The organism is Streptomyces sp. NPDC088706, assembly GCF_044752765.1.
Taxonomy (GTDB): Bacteria; Actinomycetota; Actinomycetes; order Streptomycetales; family Streptomycetaceae; genus Streptomyces.
Genome location: NZ_JBIVLW010000001.1, coordinates 970,174 through 988,558 on the forward strand (window position 1 = coordinate 970,174; position 18,385 = coordinate 988,558).

Sequence of the window (18,385 nt, forward strand, 5' to 3'; positions counted from 1 at the left end):
CCCTCGCCCGGACGACCCCTGACGTTCGTCGGGGGTGGACCCTGCCGTTCGGCCCCTGCGTCCGGCCACCGCGCCTTCGTACGTTCACCGGCATGGCGAACCACACACATCGACACGCGCTGCCTCGGCGGCTCTTCGGATCGGCGGCCCTGCTGGCGACGGCGGCCGCCCTGATCGTCCTGCTGTCACCGGGAGGGCTCGGCCGGCCCGGCCCGGTCGAGGTCGCGCACGGGACGTCCGCAACGGCGTACCGGTCACTGACGGGGGCGGTCGCGGACGCTCCGGGGTGGCTGGGCCACGTACTGGAGGCGGCCTCGGAGGGCACCCTGGCGCTCCTGGGGCTGCTGCTGCTCGGTCTCGGCTGGGCCGCCGTACGCCGACGGGACGCGGGCCTGGCGGCGGGAGCCGTCCTGATCGGCGCCGGGACCGTGGTGGCGTACGGCATCAGCGAGGCGCTGAAGCTGGTCGTCGACGAGGAGCGCCCGTGCCGGGCCCTTGACGGCGTCGAGGTGGTCGCCGGATGTCCGGAGCCGGGCGACTGGTCCTTCCCGAGCAATCACGCGACCCTCGCCGCCGCCCTGGCGGTCGGGCTGGCTGTGCGCAGGCCCCGACTGGCCGCCGTGACCCTGCCGTTGGCGGTGGCCGCGGCGCTGCTGCGGGTCCTGGTGGGGGTCCACTACCCGCATGACGTGCTCGGTGGCGGAGTGCTCGGCGGGGCAGTCGCGGCGGCGGTCCTGCTCACGTTGGGGCGGCCCGCCGAACGCCTCGCCTCAGCGCTGTTCGGGCGGTGGCGGGGACGGGATCCCGGCCTCGTGGGCGACCACGGCGGCGGCGGCCCGGTTGTCGACGCCGAGGCGGGTCAGGACGGAGCTGACGTGCGCCTTCACCGTTCCTTCGACCAGGTGCAGCCGCCGGGCGATCTGCCTGTTGGACAGCCCGTTGCCGAGGTACGACAGCACTTCGCGCTCCCTGGGCGTCAGCCCGGCGACGCTTTCCCGGGCGGCTTCCCGGCGGCCGGCCAGGGCCTCGGCCCCGGTGGACGCGAGGTGCGCGACCACGCGGGCGGCGACCTTCGGTGACAGATAGGCGGCGCCGTCGGCCACGGCCCGTACTCCGGCGAGGAGTTCCTCGGGTTCACCCGACTTGATCAGGAATCCGGCGGCACCACAGCCCAGTGCGCGCAGGATGTAGTCGTCCTCGCCGAACGTGGTCAGCATGACGACGCCGGTGGTCGGCAGCGTGCGGCGGATCTCGGCCGCGGCCTCGATGCCGTTGGCCTTGGGCATCCGCACGTCGAGGACCGCCACGTGCGGACGGTGGGCCCGGACCAGCTCTACGGCCTCGTGCCCGTCGGCGGCTTCGGCGACGACCTCGATGTCCGGGTCGGTGGCCAGCAGGGCCCGCACACCCGCACGGATCATCGGCTCGTCGTCGGCGACGAGCACCCGGATCGGTCCGGGCCCGGTCGCATCCGCCGCCTGAGCTGTGCCCGCTGCCCTGGCCGCTTCCGTCGGAGTCGTGTCCGCTGCCCTGGCCGCTTCCGTCGGAGTCGTGTCTGCTGCCCTGGCCGCTTCCGTCGAGGGCGTGCCCGCTGCTCTGGCCGCCTCCGTCGGAGTCGTGTTCGCTGCCCTGGCCGCTTCCGTCGAGGGCGTGCCCGCTGCTCTGGCCGCCTCCGTCGGAGTCGTGTCCGACGCCCAGGCCGCCTCCGTCGAGGGCGTGCCCGCTGCTCTGGCCGCCTCCGTCGGAGTCGTGCCCGCTGCCCTGGCCGCGTCCGGCCCGCTCATCGGGCGCTCACGGCGTCAGCGCGTCGCGGGAGACCAGCCTGCCGTCCCGGAAGCAGAGCCGGTACGCGTCTCCGGACCGGTCGTCGAAGCGGTCGGCCGTCATCGCGTAGAACTCGCACGTCACCCCTCGTTCCTCCGGCCCGGCGCCCGTCGGCCGGTCCACCGACTGCCGCTCCGGCAGCACCTCTCGCAGCTCTGTCCGATCCTGCCCCACCCGCAGGCGGGCGTAGTCGCGCGGGTCCAGGACGGACCGGGACGCGGCCACCGTCTCCCACGCCCCCACCACGGCGAGCAGCACCGCACCCGTGGCCAGCGGCACCGCCAGCGCGGTGAGCAGGGTACGGCGGACCCGCCGCCGGGCCTTCCCGTATCCGGCGGGCGCGGGGCTCGCCGGATACGGGAAGGCCCGGCGGCGCGGAGGCTGCGCGGGGGCACGATGGGGCAGCCGGGCGGCGATGACGAAGCCGCCGTCCCGGGGGCCGTGGTCGAGGGTGCCGCCGACGAGCCGGACGCGCTCGTCCAGACCGACGAGTCCGCGACCCCCGTGCCCGGGAGGCGGTCCGGCCGGCGCCTCCGGGGCCTCGTTGCGGACCACCACCCGGGTCTCGGTCGCGGTGTGCGCGAGTTCGACGCTCACGGGCGCGCCGGGCGCGTGCTTGGCCGCGTTGGTCAGACCTTCCTGGACGACACGGTGCGCGGCTCGTTCGACGGCGGGAGGGAGGCCCGCCGCCGCCTCCCCGTCCACCGAGAGTCCGACGGCGAGCCCGGAGGCGGCCGCGTCACCGACGAGCCGGGCGATGTCGAAGTCCCCCGGCCCCTGCGGCGGGCCCTCGCTCTGCTCGCGGAGGACACCGATCACCTCGCCGAGGCGCTCCACCGCGGCGGCGGCCCTGCCCCGGATGTCCTGAGCGGCCCGCCGGTGCGGCTCGTCCAGGCCGGGCGCCAGTTTCAGGGCGCCGGCCGACAGGGCGATGAGGCTGAGGTCGTGACCCAGGACGTCGTGCATGTCCTGGGCGATGCGGGCCCGCTCCAGCAGTCGCGCCTGCTCGGCCACCAACTGCCGCTCCCGCTCCATCTGTTCGGCCATCGCCCAGCCGGCCCGAGCCAGTTCCCGGTACTGGCGTGAGAACCGCCCCACGAACCAGGGCACGAGCACCGCGAGAACGACCACCGCGACGAACTGCGTCCCGAGACCGAGCAGGGAAGGCACCACGGCCACCGCCACCGCCCCGGCGACGAGGGCTCCGGCCAGCAGGAGGGCGAGCGTCCTGCCGCGCCCGGGTCCCCGCCCCGCGACGAACGCGGCGAGCGCGGTGGGCAGACCCCACCACCACCCCACCAGACTCAGCGCGCCGAACGCCGCCACGGCGGACACCAGCAGGCCCCCCGGCCCCGCCCGCCGAAGGCCGGGCACCGGCCCGGGGCGGGATCCATCAGGAGTCCCGTCCACGACAGAGAGGCTCTTCGCGAAGGGGAGGCAGCGCACGAAAGGGAGGCTGCGCACGAGGGGAAGGCTGTTCACAGGAAGAGGCTACGAAGGCCGGCGGCCTTCCGGCACTGCCGAAAGTCACGTCCCGGGCGCCGGGACCGCACCCCGCACCGGCCGCGGAGCGTCGAGGTCGAGCGGCGTCTCCACCGGCAGCAGGGCGGCGGCCCGCTCCCGCTCCCCCGCACGCACCGCCGCGTGCACCTCGCGGGCGAGCGGGGTGACATCGCGTACGGAGACGGTCCACTCGTCCGCGTACCGCCGGGACGCCTCCCCGCTCAGCCCCAGCTGGAGGGATCGGTACGGGAGCGGGCTCAGGTCCAGGTCGCGCTCGGGGTCCCACTGCACCCGGGCGGGGGCGGTGCGCAGGCCGCGCTTCCAGGCAGCCTGGTCGGCGTGGACACCCCGTACGTAGTGGGAGAGTTCGGCGTGCGCGAGGGCCCACTCCAGGCCGCTCCGGTCGATCTCGACGGCGAGCACGACCTCCTGGCCCTCCTTGGTGCCCCAACTGCAGCGGTACATCATCCACAGGAAGCTGGGCTTGATCCACGTCATCCGGTCCCGCTTCCACTCGGCGGGGAACCGCCCGTCGCGCGCGGCGGGGAGCCCGATGGCGGGCCGGTACGCCTGGTAGACGGTGACGGTGGATGAGGTGTGCAGCGCGCGGATCTCGTAACGGGGCGGGAGGGCGGGGGTGTTCATGGGCCCCAGGATGCGGTACGGGTCCGGGGCCCGGCATCCCGTTTTCCTCAGCCGCCCCTCTGTACGTCCCGCTGCGCCGCCCCTCTGCACGTCCCGCTGCACGGTCCGCTGCGCCGCCTCTCTGTACGTCCCTCTGCGCCGTCCTCTGCGCCGCCCCTCTGTACGTCCCACTGCGCCGCCCTCTGCGCCGTCCCCTTGCGCCGTCCCTCCACGGACCGCCGTCTCCTCCGGCCGGTTCGCCCCCGCCGACCGGCGGGGGTCATCCACCGCCGCCGGACGGATTCCCCGGGCGGGGGCCCGCTGCCAGGCTGCTGGGCGTTGTTGTTCACCAGGGGCCCGCTCCCGGGCCGTCAGCAAGGACGCACATGTCTCGCACCACCGATCGATCCATCCGCCGTCACCGCGGCGCCGCCCGGTTACTCGTCGCCGCCTGCACCGCCGGTGCCGTACTCCTCACCGCGACGGCCGCCCAGGCCGACACCGCCTCCACCGCCCGGGTCGTGCAGGCCGCCGAGGCGGTGGAGCGCGTCACCGGGACCGCGGACCTCGTCCCCGGGACCGCCCTCGCGGACGGCGCCACCCGCTTCGAGGTGCCCGCCGACGCGCACACCGCGCGGATCACCGCCCCCGCCACCGCCGACGGCGCGGTGGAGTCCACCTACGGCGACGACACCGTGCGGTTCGGCCTGCCCGGCGGAGCGCACTCCTCCGCCGCGCGCAGCACCGGCGGGACCGTCGTGTACGCCGACGCCGAGGAGGGCTTCGACCTCGCGGTGCAGCCGAACCGGGACGGGGTGCGGGCCCTGATCACCCTGCGGGACGCACAGGCGCCGACCGAGTACCGGTTCCCGCTCGACCTGCCCGCCGACGCGGTCACCGAGCACCTGGAGGACGGCAGCGTCCTGGTCAGCCACGGGGACACCTACCTCGGCACCTTCGACGCGCCCTGGGCGAAGGACGCGAACGGCGAGGCCGTGCCCACTGAGTACCGCGTCGAGGGCGGCGCGCTCGTCCAGACCGTACGCCCCGGGCCGAACACCGCGTACCCCGTGGTCGCCGACCCCGCCTGGTTCATCCCGCTCGCCATCGTCGCCGGGCGCCTGCTGCTCTCCACCGGCGTCAAGAGCATCTCCAAGCACGCCGCGCCGCGGATGGCCCAGCGGGGCATCAGCCCGCAGACCCGAACGGACCAGCCGCTCGTCATCCACGACGACGACCCGAATCACCTGTGCTCCCCCTCGCCCCGTACACCACAAGTCCCCGTACACCACAAGTCCACGAAGGGTACGACAATCACGAAAACGCCCGCCCGTGGCGTCATCGTCGCTACGGGCGGGCGGAGACCAGCGTGAGGGCGGTCAGTGGTTGCGCGGGAACCCCAGGTCGACGCCCGACGGCGCGTCCGCCGGGTCCGGCCAGCGGGTGGTGACGACCTTGCCGCGGGTGTAGAAGTGCACGCCGTCGTTGCCGTAGATGTGGTGGTCGCCGAAGAGGGAGTCCTTCCAGCCGCCGAAGGAGTGGTAGCCCACCGGGACCGGGATCGGCACGTTGACGCCGACCATGCCCGCCTCGACCTCCAGCTGGAAGCGGCGGGCCGCGCCGCCGTCGCGGGTGAAGATCGCGGTGCCGTTGCCGAACGGCGAGGCGTTCATGAGCGCGACGCCGTCCTCGTACGTCTCCACGCGGAGCACGCACAGGACCGGGCCGAAGATCTCGTCCCGGTACGCGTCGGAGTCGGTGGAGACCTTGTCCAGGAGGGAGAGGCCGATCCAGTGGCCGTCCTCGAAGCCCTCCACCGTGTGGCCCGTGCCGTCGAGGACGACCTCCGCGCCCTGGGCGGGGGCGCCCGTGACGTACGAGGCGACCTTGTCGCGGTGGGCGGCGGTGATCAGGGGGCCCATCTCGGAGGCGGGGTCGTTGCCGGGGCCGATCGTGATCTTCTCGGCGCGCTCGCGGATCTTGGCGACCAGCTCGTCGCCGATCGCGCCGACCGCGACGACCGCCGAGATCGCCATGCAGCGCTCACCGGCGGAGCCGTACGCCGCCGAGACCGCCGCGTCGGCCGCCGCGTCCAGGTCGGCGTCCGGGAGGACGAGCATGTGGTTCTTCGCGCCGCCGAGGGCCTGGACGCGCTTGCCGTTGGCGGAGGCGGTGGCGTGGATGTAGCGGGCGATGGGGGTGGAGCCGACGAAGGAGACGGCCGCCACGTCGGGATGGTTGAGCAGGCCGTCGACGGCGACCTTGTCGCCGTGCAGGACGTTGAGGACGCCGTCCGGGAGGCCGGCCTCGGCCGCCAGCTCGGCCAGCAGGTTGGCGGCCGACGGGTCCTTCTCGCTCGGCTTCAGCACGAACGTGTTGCCGCACGCGATCGCCAGCGGGAACATCCACATCGGCACCATGGCGGGGAAGTTGAACGGGGTGATGCCCGCGACCACGCCGAGGGACTGGCGGATCGAGGAGACGTCGACCCGGCTGGAGACCTGGGTGGACAACTCGCCCTTGAGCTGGGTGGTGATCCCGCACGCCAGCTCGACGATCTCCAGACCTCGGGCGACCTCGCCCAGCGCGTCCGAGTGCACCTTGCCGTGCTCGGCGGTGATCAGGGCGGCGATGTCGTCGCGGTGGGCGTCCAGCAGCGCGCGGTAGCGGAAGAGGACGGCGGTCCGCTGGGCGAGGGAGGACGTGCCCCATGTCGCGTACGCGGCCTTCGCCGCGGTCACCGCGGCGTCGACCTCCTCCGTCGAGGCGAGCGCCACCTGCGTGGTGACCGCGCCGGTGGCCGGGTCCGTGACCGGACCGTACTTGCCCGACGTGCCCTCCACCGTCTTGCCGCCGATCCAGTGGTTGACGGTCTTCGTCATGACGTACTCCTTCAGGCTGCAGACAGGCGCAGGCGTGGTTTCACAGGTGGCGGCGTCGGGCGGCGACCTGCCGGTCGTACTCCTCCCGGGCCTTGACCGCCGCCGGACGGCTCGCGGTTTCGGCTACCGGAACATCCCACCACGCCTGTGCCGGAGGGGGGCCCGACACTGTGTCGGGCGTTTCGGTCTCGACGTAGACACAAGTGGGACCCTGCGCGCCGCGGGCCTCCGCGAGCGCTTTGCGCAGGTCGTCGACGGTGTCGGCGCGCAGGACCCGCATCCCGAGGGAGGCCGCGTTGGCGGCCAGGTCGACGGGGAGCGGGGGGCCGGTGAGGCCGCCGTCGGCGTCGCGGTGGCGGTAGGCCGTGCCGAAACGCTCGCCGCCGACCGCTTCGGAGAGGCCGCCGATGGAGGCGTACCCGTGGTTCTGGAGGATCAGCAGTTTCAGGGGCAGGTTCTCCTGGACGGCGGTGACGATCTCGGTGGGGTTCATCAGGTACGTGCCGTCGCCGACGAGCGCCCAGACGGGACGGGGCCGGTCAGGGTGCCCGTGGGCGCCGGTCGCGAGCAGGACGCCGATCGCGGCCGGGATCTCGTAGCCCATGCAGGAGTAGCCGTACTCCACGTGGTACTGGTCGCGGGAGCGGGTGCGCCAGAGCTTGTGCAGGTCGCCGGGGAGCGAACCTGCGGCGTTGATGAGGATGTCCTCCTCGGTGACCAGGGTGTCGAGGAGGCCGAGCACCTGGGTCTGGGTGGGGCGCGCGGTGGGGTCGGGGGTGGTGAAGGACGCCTCGACCCGTTCCTCCCATGCGTCCTTCGCGCCGGCGTACTCCGTCTCGTACGCCGGGTCGATCCGGTACCCCCGCCCGGCGAGCGCGGTGGTGAGCGCCTCCAGGCCGGTGCGGGCGTCGGCGACCAGGGGGAGGGCGGCGAGCTTGTGGGCGTCGAAGCCGGTGATGTTGAGGTTGAGGAAGCGGACGGCCGGGTTCTCGAAGAGGGTGCCGGAGGCGGTGGTGAAGTCGGTGTACCGGGTGCCGATGCCGATCACCAGGTCGGCGGTGCGGGCCAGCTCGTCGGCGGTGGCGGTACCGGTGTGGCCGATGCCGCCGACGTCCGCCGGGTGGTCGTGGCGCAGGGCCCCCTTGCCCGCCTGGGTGGCGGCGACCGGGATGCGGGTGGCGGCGGTGAACGCGGCGAGGGTCTCCTCGGCGGCGCTGTGGCGGACCCCGCCGCCCGCGACGATCAGGGGGCGGCGGGCGGAGCGCACCGCCCGTACCGCCGCTTCCAGCTCGGCCGCGTCGGGGGCCGGCCTGCGGACCTGCCAGATCCGCTCGGCGAAGAACTCCTCGGGCCAGTCGTACGCCTCCGCCTGCACGTCCTGCGGCAGCGCCAGCGTGACCGCGCCCGTCCCGGCCGGGTCGGCCAGGACCCGCATCGCCTGCAACGCTGCCGGAATCAGCGCCTCCGGGCGGGTGACCCGGTCGAAGTAGCGCGAGACGGGCCGCAGGCAGTCGTTGACCGACACGTCACCGGCGTACGGCACTTCGAGCTGCTGGAGTACGGGGTCGGCGGGCCGGGCCGCGAACGTGTCGCCGGGGAGCAGGAGCACCGGCAGGTGGTTGATGGTGGCCAGGGCGGCGCCGGTGACGAGGTTGGTGGCGCCCGGGCCGATGGAGGTGGTCACCGCGTGCGCGGAGAGCCGGCCGGACTGGCGGGCGTACCCCACGGCCGCGTGCACCATGGCCTGTTCGTTGCGGCCCTGGAGGTACGGCATCCGGGGCCTGGTCCGCGTCCCGTCGCCGGTCCGCGTCCCGAGGCCGTTCCGCGTTCCGTTGCCGGCCTCCACGAGCGCCTGGCCGATCCCGGCGACGTTGCCGTGGCCGAAGATGCCCCAGGTGGCGTTGATCAGGCGCCGGCGGCGGCCGTCGCGCTCGGTGTACTGGCGGGCGAGGAAGGCCACCAGGGCCTGAGCGGTGGTCAGGCGGCGGGTGGGGGACGCGTTACGGGGGCCGGTGCGGCTCGCGGGGCTCGCTCCGTCGGTGGGGCTCGCGTTACGGGAGTCGGGGTGGCTCGCGGGACTCGTCGGGCTCAAGGCGTTACCTCCGGGCCGGGCGACGGACGCGCCGTGTCCGGGCGGGCCGTCTGCGGATGCGCCGTGTACAGCGGCAGTCTGGCGTCGACCGGCTCGTTCGGCCAGGTGTCGCGGATCCATCCGTGGTCCGGATGGTCGCGGATCAGCCAGGCCCGCTCCTCCCCCGGCCCCGCCATCACGTTCAGGTAGTACAGCGTCCGGCCGGGCGGGGCGATGGACGGACCGTGCCAGCCGTCGGGGATGAGGACCGCGTCGCCGTCGCCGACCTCGGCGAGGACATCCGTACCGCCCTCGCGCGACGGGGAGACCCGGTGGTAGCCGAGGCCGCCGCCCGCCACCTCGAAGTAGTAGATCTCCTCCAGCTCGCACTCCTCGCCCGGCACGTGCTCGTCGTGCTTGTGGGGCGGGTAGGAGGACCAGTTGCCGCCGGGGGTGAGCACTTCGACGGCGATCAGACGGTCGCACACGAAGGTGTCGGCAGCAGCGAAGTTGTTGACCTGGCGCGAGCAGGTGCCGGTGCCGCGCAGCTCGACGGGTACCTCCGGCGCGGGGCCGTAGCGAGCGGGGAGTCGTCGCTCGCACTTCGCTCCTGCCAGGGCGAAGCGGCCTCCTGCGTCGGAGGCGATCTGCGCCCGGTCGTCGCGCGGCACGTAGGCGAAGTCACTCACCCCGCTGAACACGCTTTCCCGGCCCAGCAGTTCAAAGGTGTCACCTGCCGTACGCACCGTACAGCCACCGGCCAACGGCAGGACGATCCATTCGCTCTCCCCGGTGACGAACGTATGAACTCCGCCCGGCTCCAGCTCCAGAACACGCAGATGGGACCGGTCCCATCCGGCCGTTTCCGGATCGATGTCCAGGACATAGGGGCCGCGACCCGCGCTGCCGGAGGGCAGGTGGTGGCGTCCGGCGCGCGTCATGCCGCGGCCGGGATGCTCATGGTGCTCGTGCTGCTCGTGGTGCGTCTCCATGCCCCCTCCCTACCCGTCCTTCTCCGGCTGGAGCAGCGCTACGGCGGTGTCGACGGCGCCCGCCACATCCCCGTCCACCGGGTAGAGCAGCGAACGCCCCACGACCAGCCCCCGCACGGTCGGCAGCCGCAGCGCCTCGCGCCACCTCGCGTACGCCCCGTCCGGGTCGTCGCCCACCTCCCCGCCGAGCAGGACGGCGGGCAGCGTGGAGGTCTCCATGACCTGGGCCATGTCGTCCGGGTCCTCGGTGACGGGGACCTTGAGCCAGGTGTACGCGGAGCTCCCGGCCAGGCCCGACGCGATGGCGATGGAGGTGGTCACGGCGGCGGCGTCCAGGTCGTTGCGGAGGTGGCCGTCGACGCGCCGGCAGAGGAACGGTTCGACGAAGACGGGCAGCCGGTGCGCGGCCATCGCGTCGATGGCGCGGGCGGCGGCGTGCAGGGTGTCCAGGGAGCCGGGGTCGTCGTGGTCGATGCGGAGCAACAGCTTGCCCGCGTCGAACCCGTGGCGGACCAGGTCCTCGGCGCGGTGCCCGGTGAACCGGTCGTCGAGTTCGAAGGCGGCGCCCGCGAGCCCGCCCCGGTTCATGGAGCCCATGACGACCTTGTCCTCCAGGGCGCCCAGGAGGAGCAGGTCGTCCAGGACGTCGGCGGAGGCGAGGACGCCGTCGACGCCGGGGCGGGAGAGGGCGAGGCAGAGCCGCTGGAGGAGCTCGAACCGGTTGGCCATGGCGAGGGCCCGGTCCCCGACGGCGAGGGCGCCGCGTGCGGGGTGGTCGGCGGCGATGATCATCAGCCGACCGGGGTGGGGCGGGCTCTCCCGGGCGGTGGAGTGGGGCGGGCGCGCACGGTCCGAGGCGGTGTCGGGGGTACGGAGCAGGGGGCGCCGCTTCCGTCGTGCGGCGGCTTCGGCGATCGCTTCGGGGCGCTCGGCGCGGAGCCGGACCAGGTGGTGGACGGAGGGGGCGGCGGGGGTCATGAGCTCGCTCCAGGGGGCCCGGAGGCGATCTCCCCGGTCACGGCCCCCTCGGCGAGGGCGCGCTCGACCTCCGCCGGGAAGGGCATCGCCGAGGAGCAGGCGAGCCGGGCGGCGACGATGGCCCCGGCGGCGTTCGCGTACCGCATGATCCGCGCGATGTCCCACCCGGCGAGCAGTCCGTGGCAGAGCGCCCCGCCGAACGCGTCCCCGGCGCCCAGCCCGTTGAGGACCTCCACCGGCAGTGGCGGCACATCGGCCGTCGAGCCGTCGCGGTGGACGGCGAGGACGCCCTTCGGCCCCTGCTTGACGACGGCGAGTTCCACCCCGGCCGCGAGCAGGGCGCGGGCGGCGGCGTGCGGTTCGCGCTCGCCGGTTGCGATCGCGCACTCGTCGACGTTGCCGACGGCGACGGTGGCGTGGGCGAGCGCTTCCCGGTAGCGGGCGAGTGCGACGGAGCTGTGGTCCCCGCCGTCCCAGAACATGGGCCGCCAGTCGAGGTCGAACACGGTCGCGGTACGGGACTCTCCGGCCGGGTCCTCGCCGCGGGCGCTCTCGCTACGGGCGCTCTCGCTACGGGCCCGGAGCGCCGCCAGCGTCGCGGCCCGGCTGGGCTCGGCGCTGAGTCCGGTACCGGTCATCCAGAAGATCCGCGCATCGCGCACCGCGCCGAGGTCGAGCTCCGGCGGGTGGATCTCCAGATCGGGCGCCTTGGGCTGCCGGTAGAAGTAGAGCGGGAAGTCGTCCGGCGGGAAGATCTCGCAGAACGTGACCGGGGTCGGGTACTCCTCGACCGCCGTCACCCACCGGTCGTCCACCCCGAACCCCCGGAGCTCCTGGTGGAGGTAGTCCCCGAAGGCGTCCCGGCCGGTACGGGTGATCACCGCCGTCCGCCGGCCCAGCCGCGCCGCCGCCACCGCGACGTTCGTCGGGGAGCCGCCGAGGAACTTGTTGAACGTCTCGACGCGGGCGAGCGGTACCCCGACGTCCTGGGGGTAGATGTCCACCCCGATCCGCCCCATGGTGATCACGTCGTACGGCTCAGGCATGCGCATCCCTTCGACCCACCGGCGGCCGGCTGCTCCCAGGTCTAGTCCCCTCCCGGGAACCCTGTCAACATTTTGTCCGGACATTCGGACGAAGCCTTGACACTCGTCCGCACAAGCCGCGACGCTGGGCGATATGACCCCCTCCGCACCCTCTTCGACCCGCATCCGCATCGGCTCGGCACCCGACTCGTGGGGGGTGTGGTTCCCCGAAGACTCGCGGCAGGTGCCCTGGCAGCGCTTCCTCGACGAGGTGGCCGAGGCGGGGTACGAATGGATCGAGCTGGGCCCGTACGGCTATCTGCCCACCGACCCGGCGAGGCTGGCGGACGAGACCCGCAGCCGGGGGCTCACCGTCTCCGCCGGCACCGTGTTCACCGGGTTGCACCACGGGCCCGACGTCTGGGACCGGACCTGGGCGCACGTCGCCGGCATCGCCGAACTGACCCGGGCCATGGGAGCGGAACACCTGGTCGTCATCCCCTCCTTCTGGCGCGACGACAAGACGGGCGAGGTCCTGGAGGACCGCACGCTCACCCCCGCGCAGTGGCGGGATCTGACGACGCAGACGGAGCGCCTCGGCCGGGAGGTCCGGGAGCGCTACGGGCTCCGCATCGTGGTCCACCCGCACGCGGACACCCACATCGACAGCGAGGAGAACGTCAACCGCTTCCTCGACGCCACCGACCCCTCCCTGGTCTCGCTCTGCCTGGACACCGGGCACTACGCCTACTGCGGCGGTGACAGCGTCAAGCTCATCGAGACGTACGGGGAGCGCATCGGCTACCTCCACCTCAAGCAGGTCGACCCCGGGGTCCTGGCGGCGGTGGTGGCGGACGAGATCCCGTTCGGCCCGGCCGTGGCCAGGGGCGTGATGTGCGAACCGCCCGGCGGCGTACCCGCCCTGGAACCGGTCCTGGACGCGGCGCGCGCCCTGGACGTCGACCTGTTCGCCATCGTGGAGCAGGACATGTACCCGTGCGACCCGGACAGGCCGCTCCCGATCGCACGCCGCACCCGCGAGTTCCTCCGCTCCTGCGGCAGGCCCAGCACGTCCCGCGCCACACGTTGACCTTCCCGGGGCGGGCTCCGCGTCAGACTCCCGTACGCCCGTCGATGCGCTCACGGATCAGATCGGCGTGCCCGCAGTGGCGCGCGTACTCGCCGATCATGTGCGTGTAGATCCAGCGGAGCGTCACCTCACCCCCCATGAACGGACAGGTGTCGTCGAGCCCCCGGCCCGCGCAGTTCTCCCGGCCCCGCCGGACCTCGCCCTCCCATACCGTCAGCGCTTCCTCGTACGTGGCGTGCTCGGCGAGCTCGAACCCACCGTCGTGTCCACCGCCCCCGCTCCCGCCCCCGCTCCCTCCTCCGTCGCCAGGGGCGAACAGCGGCGGAACGTCCTCCTGCACGAGGACCCGCCGGAACCAGTTCCGCTCGACGGCCGCAGCGTGCTGGACCAGTCCGAGCAGCGTGATCGACGAGGGTGCCGCCGAGGCGTCACGGAGCCTCTCTTCGGGCAGCTCCGCGCACTTCTGGACGAGGGTGGCGCGGTAGAAGTCGAGCCAGCTCTCCAGTGAGGTCCGCTCATCGGCGACGAGAGGGGGCATCGGACGTTCGAAAGTGCTCATGGCCGTCATCGTGACATCCGGGTCTGACATCGCCCGGGCAGCAGGTGGGCGACTCGACAAGGCGTTTACCGTTCGCCCCTTCTGTCACTCCAGTCACCGTTTCGCCACACATATCTCCGTTACGCGGGTTTTCCGTCACAGACGCACAACAGCCCCACCCGGCCTGCCGTTCGAGGTCGTTCAACCGAGCGCAGGCTGAGTGATCACCGGGGGCAGAACCGAGCAGCACAGAGCAGAGCAGAGCAGAAAGGTGTCACGGATGACGGACAGAACACTCTGGTCCTACAAGGACATTGCCGCGCACATCCAGGTCCAGCCGGACACCGTCCGCTCCTACCGCAAACACGGCCTCCTCCCTCCGCCCGACCAGGTGAAGAACGGAAAGCCGTACTGGTACGGCGACACCGTCCGCGCCTGGGTCGCCTCCCGCCCGCGCAACCGGGGCCGCTGACGCCGACCCCGATCCACCGGCGCCCGGGCACTACCGCCCGGGCGCCTCCTTGCGGAACAGCGCCGTCCAGAGGAAGGACTCACCGACCACCTCGGACCCGGGCGCCTCGTCGTGCATACGGCGCAGCTCGATCTCCGTCAGGTCCGAGAAGACCCGGCGCAACTCCTCGGCGGTGTAGGCGAGTCCGCCATGAAGGCTTCCCTGCCGGTAGAGCTCCGCGTCCGGCAGCTCGGAGCCCATGCCGCCCTCGCCTGCCGCGAAGCAGGTGAGCGCGAAACGGCCACCGGGTGCCAGACAGCGGTCGAGGAGGGCCAGGTAGCTGATACGCCGGTGGGGCGGCAGGTGGTGGAAGCACCCGGAGTCATAGATCAGGTCGTACGGGCCCGCCAGCTCCGCCCCGCCCGACGTCAGGGCGAAGGCGTCCCCGCGGTGGAACCGAGCCTCGCCCCCCGACGCTTTGGCGCGCTCCTCGGCCCAGGCGATCGCCGCCGGGGAGAGGTCGATCGCATCGACGTCGAAGCCGAACGAGGCCAGCGCGTGCGCGTTGCGCCCGGGGCCGCAGCCCAGGTCGAGCGCACGGCCCGGGGCGATCAGCCCCCGGTCGACGTACGAGACGAGGCTCTCGTCGGGTTTGTCCACGAAGAAGGGCACCGGCTTCGAACGGTCCCCGTAGAAGTCGTCCCACCATGACGCGGCGTCAGCGGTCCAGCGGTGCGCCTCGGGTACGAACAGGTCGTCCAAGAGCGTCATGACATCGTCCGGCGTGCGGATGTTCCGGTCCATCCGGCCCCCTTTCCCCATGCGCCAATTCTAGTGATCGAGAGGGCGAAAGCCCAGGTCAAGGCAGGTTCGGTGATCGTCCCGAGGGCGCCCAGAGGGTGCGCGGCCGAGCGGGAGCCCTGGCCCACCGCCCCCGGGCGGCCAGGCCGTCCGCGCGCCCGCCACGGCCCGTCAGGGGGCCTTCCACGGCCGGCCCGAGAGCTGTTTCCGAACCGATCCCGGGCCGGCCGCGGCAGAAGCGGGCACCTACGCCCCCGTGGTGACCTTCTCCCCGTCCCGGGCCGTCTCGGGTATCTCCCCGCCGGCCGGGTCGTCCCCGGGGCCGCCGGGCTCCCCCTTCGTACCGGAAGCGGCCGGGGCCGACTCCCCTTCGCTGAGGCCGAACTTGTGGTGGAAGGCGCGCAGCGGCCCGGGCGCCCACCAGGTGGCGTGGCCCGTCAGCTTCATCACCGCGGGTACCAGCAGGCTGCGGACCACCATGGCGTCCATCAGGACGGCGAGGGCGATCCCGAGCCCCAGCATCTTGGTGTTGGTGACCCGTGAGGTGCCGATGGCGACCATCACGACCGCGAGGATCACTGCGGCCGCGGTGATCAGACCGCCGGTGCGGGACAGCCCGAAGGTGACCGAGCGTTCGTGGTCACCGGTCCGGTCGTACTCCTCCTTGATGCGGGAGAGCAGGAAGACCCCGTAGTCCATGGAGAGCCCGAAGGCCACGCAGAACATCAGGACGGGCAGGGTCGTCTCGATGTCCCCCGTACTGGTGAAGGCGAGAAGCCCGGAGAGGTTCCCGTCCTGGAAGACCCAGACCACCGCCCCGAACATCGCCGTGAGGCTGAGGGCGTTGAGCAGGACCGCCTGGATCGGTATGAGCACACTGCCGGTGAGCAGGAAGACCAGGAGCAGTGTCGCCACCACGACGATGCCGATCGCCCAGGGGAGCCGGTCCGCGATGGCGTCCTTGGAGTCGACCAGGACCGCCGCCGTACCTGTCACCGAGGTGTCGAAGGAGTCCGCGGGCATCGCGCGCAGGTCCCGTACGAGCTGCTGGGTCTGCTCTCCGACCGCCTCGCCGTCCGGCAGCACGCTGAAGTACGCGGCCGAGTCCGCCGCGACCGGGCCCTCGACGCGCAGCACGCCCGGGACCTTCTCGATCCGGTCCTTCAGGGTCGCGTACGCGGCGGGCGTCCCCTCTCCCTCGACCAGCATCTCCAGGCCGCCGCTCGGACTGCCGGGGAAGCCGTCCCGGATGTGCTCCTGGACCACCCGGGACTCGGCGCCGACGGGGAGCTGGCGGTCGTCCGCCGTACCGAACTTGACGCCGAGGAAGGGCAGTCCGAGAAGGACGAGCCCCACCGTGGTGACGATGGCGAAGACAGGTGCCCTGCGCATCACCAACTCGGCGAAGCGCGCCCACCCCCTGCCGGACTCCACGACAGCGGCTGCCGTCCTCTTTCTGCCGCGCAGCAGGCGGCGCAGGTCCAGCGCGTTGACCCGGGGGCCCAGCAGCATGAGCGCGGCGGGCAGCAGGATCAGTGCGGCGGCCGCGGCCAGCAGGACCACGGCGATCCCGGCGTAGGCGAAGGACCGCAGGAAGTACTGCGGGAAGACGAGCATCGCCGACAGGGACACGGCAACCGTCAGCGCGGAGAAGAGCACCGTGCGTCCGGCCGTGCGCAACGTGGTGCCGACCGCCGCCCGGGTACCGGCCCCGGCGTCCAGCTCCTCACGGAAGCGGCGGACGATGAACAGGGCGTAGTCGATGGCCAGTCCGAGGCCGAGGGCCGTAGTGAGGTTCATGGCGAAGACCGAGACGTCGGTGAACTCGGTCAGTCCGCGCAGCACGGCGTTGGTGCCGAGGATCGCGACGATGCCGACGAGGAGCGGCAGCATGGCGGCGATCGCGCTGCCGAAGACCATGACCAGCAGGATCAGCGTCACCGGCAGGGCGATGAGCTCGGCCCGCAGCAGGTCCTCCTGGATGATCGTCTGCATCTCGTGCTGGACGGCGACGGGCCCGCCGACCGAGACCGTCACCGGGCCGCTCTCCCCGGCGAAGGCGGGAGCGATCCGTTCGAGCGTCTCCCCCGCCTCCGTCTCGTCGCCCGCTATCCGGGCCGCGATGAGCGCTTCCCGGCCGTCCTCGGCGCGCAGGGCGGGCACCTTGGTCTGCCAGTACGAGGTGACCCCCGATATGCCTTGCTCGGCGGCGAGCCGTTCGGTGAGCCGTGCGGCCTCGGCCGCCACCGCCGGGTCGTCGACGGAGGCAGGGCCGCTGTCCACCAGCAGGAGCAGGTTGGGCTGCGAGGCGGGGAACTCCCGCTCCAGCGCCTCGGTGGCGTAGGACGACTCGGCGTCGGGGGCCTGCCAGCCACCACTGCCCATCCGGTCGGCCACGCCGCTCCCGGCGAACACGGCCAGGGCGGTGATCACCAGGGCGGCCAGCAGGGCGAGCCGGGGCCTGGCGGTGACGAACCGGGTCCAGCCTCCGACAGGACGCGGACCAGGAGAACCAGGAGAGGCGGGCGGACCGGGTGGACCGTTGACTTCGGACATGGTGCGGTGTCCCCTTCACCGAGACCCGGGCGGCACAGGGCAGCATGGGTCAGTCGTTGCCACTTACACTGGCAAACACGAGTGATCGCTCGTGTTTTATAAGAATGCGAGCGAGTACTCGTGTTTGTCAAACGCATCACGAAAGCTGGGGATTGACCGTGTCGGAGGCCAAAGCCAAGAGGGGCACCGCAGGGGACGGCGCAGCCGGAAAACCCGCCGCCGACGGGACGGGCGGCACCGCGGGGACCGCACGCCCCCGCCGCCGCCAGGCCCGTGGCGAAGCCCGTATCGCCCAGCTCCTCCAGGCTGCGGCCAGCGTCTTCTGCACCAGCGGCTACACCGCGTCCAGCACCAACGCCATCGCCCGCGAGGCAGGCGTCTCACCGGGCACGCTGTACCAGTTCTTCCCGAACAAGGAAGCCATCGCCGTCGAGCTCGGCGACCAGCTGCTCCACCGCTGGCGCGACACGTACGGCGCCGCCTTCGACCAGACCCACCTCCAGCTGCCGCTCGACCGGATGCTGGACGCCATCCTCGACCCGCTGATCGCGTTCAACTGCGAGAACCCGGCGTTCTTCGTCCTCATGCACGGCTCGGAGATCCCCGGCCGGATCACCGAGGAGCACGACACCCTGCACATCGCCATGCTGAGCCGGGTGGAGGGGATCCTCGCCGACTACCTTCCGGACATCCCCGCCACCCAGCTCCACCGGGTCGCCGAGATGGCCTTCATGGTGTTCAAAGCCGGGCTGGACCTGGTCATGGCGCACGAAGGAGAAGAGCGCGAGGCCTACATCCGGGAGATGAAGGCGGCCATGTACCGCTATCTGGACCCCCTGATCGGCGACGACTCCCCCCATCTCGCCCCGCACGCCCGGGTCGGCCGCACCCCCTAGGGCGGAGCGCGCCGGCGGTCAGGGCCGAGATCATCGGCGGCGCCCGGCACGCCTGAGACTCGTCGATACCCCCTGGGGGTATAGTATGGAGTGAGTAAGGCACCCCGGGCTTCCCTGCGGCCCCCCGCGCCTCACTCGTAACAACGACAGAACG

At 72.6% G+C, this 18,385-nt stretch carries 15 protein-coding genes and 1 pseudogene; 5 read left to right on the forward strand and 11 right to left on the reverse strand.

Annotation, left to right across the window (positions count from 1 at the left end; translation table 11 throughout):
* Positions 1-92 precede the first annotated feature (92 nt).
* Positions 93-680, forward strand: a pseudogene (locus tag ACIQAK_RS04330) (phosphatase PAP2 family protein); the annotation flags it as partial.
* A gap of 90 nt (positions 681-770) precedes the next feature.
* Here ACIQAK_RS04330 and ACIQAK_RS04335 read toward each other — a convergent pair.
* The 3 genes from ACIQAK_RS04335 to ACIQAK_RS04345 all read right to left on the reverse strand — a co-directional run bounded on the left by ACIQAK_RS04335 (position 771) and on the right by ACIQAK_RS04345 (position 3,972).
* On the reverse strand, positions 771-1,451 hold the full coding sequence (locus ACIQAK_RS04335; protein ID WP_366388581.1) for a response regulator transcription factor: 681 nt from the start codon (positions 1,449-1,451) through the stop codon (positions 771-773).
* 340 nt (positions 1,452-1,791) lie between these two features.
* Positions 1,792-3,159: a histidine kinase gene (locus ACIQAK_RS04340; RefSeq protein WP_366387846.1), complete on the reverse strand. Its 1,368-nt coding sequence runs from the start codon at positions 3,157-3,159 to the stop codon at positions 1,792-1,794.
* Positions 3,160-3,351: 192 nt separating this feature from the next.
* Positions 3,352-3,972 (reverse strand): DUF4291 domain-containing protein, encoded by a 621-nt coding sequence (locus tag ACIQAK_RS04345; protein WP_366387845.1) that lies wholly within the window; start codon positions 3,970-3,972, stop codon positions 3,352-3,354.
* Between the two features lie 365 nt (positions 3,973-4,337).
* Between ACIQAK_RS04345 and ACIQAK_RS04350 the strand changes: the two genes are divergently transcribed.
* Positions 4,338-5,324, forward strand: a complete 987-nt coding sequence (locus ACIQAK_RS04350) for a hypothetical protein (RefSeq protein ID WP_366387844.1) — start codon at positions 4,338-4,340, stop codon at positions 5,322-5,324.
* Between the two features lie 6 nt (positions 5,325-5,330).
* On the opposite strand, the gene mmsA is transcribed toward ACIQAK_RS04350, so the two are convergent.
* The 5 genes from mmsA to iolC are packed head-to-tail and all read right to left on the reverse strand — an operon-like array spanning position 5,331 to position 11,920.
* Entirely contained in the window at positions 5,331-6,833 is a 1,503-nt protein-coding gene (mmsA, locus tag ACIQAK_RS04355; protein WP_366387843.1) for a CoA-acylating methylmalonate-semialdehyde dehydrogenase, read from the reverse strand.
* A gap of 40 nt (positions 6,834-6,873) precedes the next feature.
* Positions 6,874-8,925 (reverse strand): 3D-(3,5/4)-trihydroxycyclohexane-1,2-dione acylhydrolase (decyclizing), encoded by a 2,052-nt coding sequence (gene iolD / locus ACIQAK_RS04360; RefSeq protein WP_401362959.1) that lies wholly within the window; start codon positions 8,923-8,925, stop codon positions 6,874-6,876.
* The gene (gene iolB, locus ACIQAK_RS04365) at positions 8,922-9,896 is read right to left on the reverse strand and encodes a 5-deoxy-glucuronate isomerase (RefSeq protein ID WP_401847761.1); all 975 of its coding nucleotides are present in this window, start codon (positions 9,894-9,896) and stop codon (positions 8,922-8,924) included. Before iolB ends, iolD begins: the two co-directional genes overlap by 4 nt.
* A 9-nt stretch (positions 9,897-9,905) precedes the next feature.
* Positions 9,906-10,874, reverse strand: coding sequence for a deoxyribose-phosphate aldolase (locus ACIQAK_RS04370; RefSeq protein WP_366387842.1), 969 nt, complete (start codon positions 10,872-10,874; stop codon positions 9,906-9,908).
* Positions 10,871-11,920: a 5-dehydro-2-deoxygluconokinase gene (gene iolC / locus ACIQAK_RS04375; protein ID WP_366387841.1), complete on the reverse strand. Its 1,050-nt coding sequence runs from the start codon at positions 11,918-11,920 to the stop codon at positions 10,871-10,873. Before iolC ends, ACIQAK_RS04370 begins: the two co-directional genes overlap by 4 nt.
* A 133-nt stretch (positions 11,921-12,053) precedes the next feature.
* Between iolC and ACIQAK_RS04380 the strand changes: the two genes are divergently transcribed.
* On the forward strand, positions 12,054-12,989 hold the full coding sequence (locus ACIQAK_RS04380) for a sugar phosphate isomerase/epimerase (RefSeq protein ID WP_366387840.1): 936 nt from the start codon (positions 12,054-12,056) through the stop codon (positions 12,987-12,989).
* A gap of 22 nt (positions 12,990-13,011) precedes the next feature.
* Here ACIQAK_RS04380 and ACIQAK_RS04385 read toward each other — a convergent pair whose 3' ends face one another.
* Positions 13,012-13,548 carry a DinB family protein gene (locus ACIQAK_RS04385; protein WP_366387839.1) on the reverse strand — a complete coding sequence of 179 codons (537 nt, stop codon included), beginning with the start codon at positions 13,546-13,548 and terminating at the stop codon, positions 13,012-13,014.
* Positions 13,549-13,807: 259 nt separating this feature from the next.
* Here ACIQAK_RS04385 and ACIQAK_RS04390 point away from each other — a divergent pair, with 259 nt between their 5' ends.
* The gene (locus tag ACIQAK_RS04390) at positions 13,808-13,999 is read left to right on the forward strand and encodes an AlpA family transcriptional regulator (RefSeq protein WP_010064909.1); all 192 of its coding nucleotides are present in this window, start codon (positions 13,808-13,810) and stop codon (positions 13,997-13,999) included.
* A gap of 30 nt (positions 14,000-14,029) precedes the next feature.
* On the opposite strand, the gene ACIQAK_RS04395 is transcribed toward ACIQAK_RS04390, so the two are convergent.
* Together ACIQAK_RS04395 and ACIQAK_RS04400 are read right to left on the reverse strand one after the other, a co-directional pair.
* Positions 14,030-14,782, reverse strand: coding sequence for a class I SAM-dependent methyltransferase (locus ACIQAK_RS04395; RefSeq protein ID WP_366387838.1), 753 nt, complete (start codon positions 14,780-14,782; stop codon positions 14,030-14,032).
* A 243-nt stretch (positions 14,783-15,025) separates the two neighbouring features.
* Positions 15,026-17,335 carry an MMPL family transporter gene (locus ACIQAK_RS04400; protein ID WP_366387837.1) on the reverse strand — a complete coding sequence of 770 codons (2,310 nt, stop codon included), beginning with the start codon at positions 17,333-17,335 and terminating at the stop codon, positions 15,026-15,028.
* 158 nt (positions 17,336-17,493) lie between these two features.
* On the opposite strand from ACIQAK_RS04400, the gene ACIQAK_RS04405 reads away from it, so the two are divergent.
* Entirely contained in the window at positions 17,494-18,231 is a 738-nt protein-coding gene (locus ACIQAK_RS04405; RefSeq protein ID WP_366387836.1) for a TetR/AcrR family transcriptional regulator, read from the forward strand.
* Positions 18,232-18,385 lie beyond the last annotated feature (154 nt).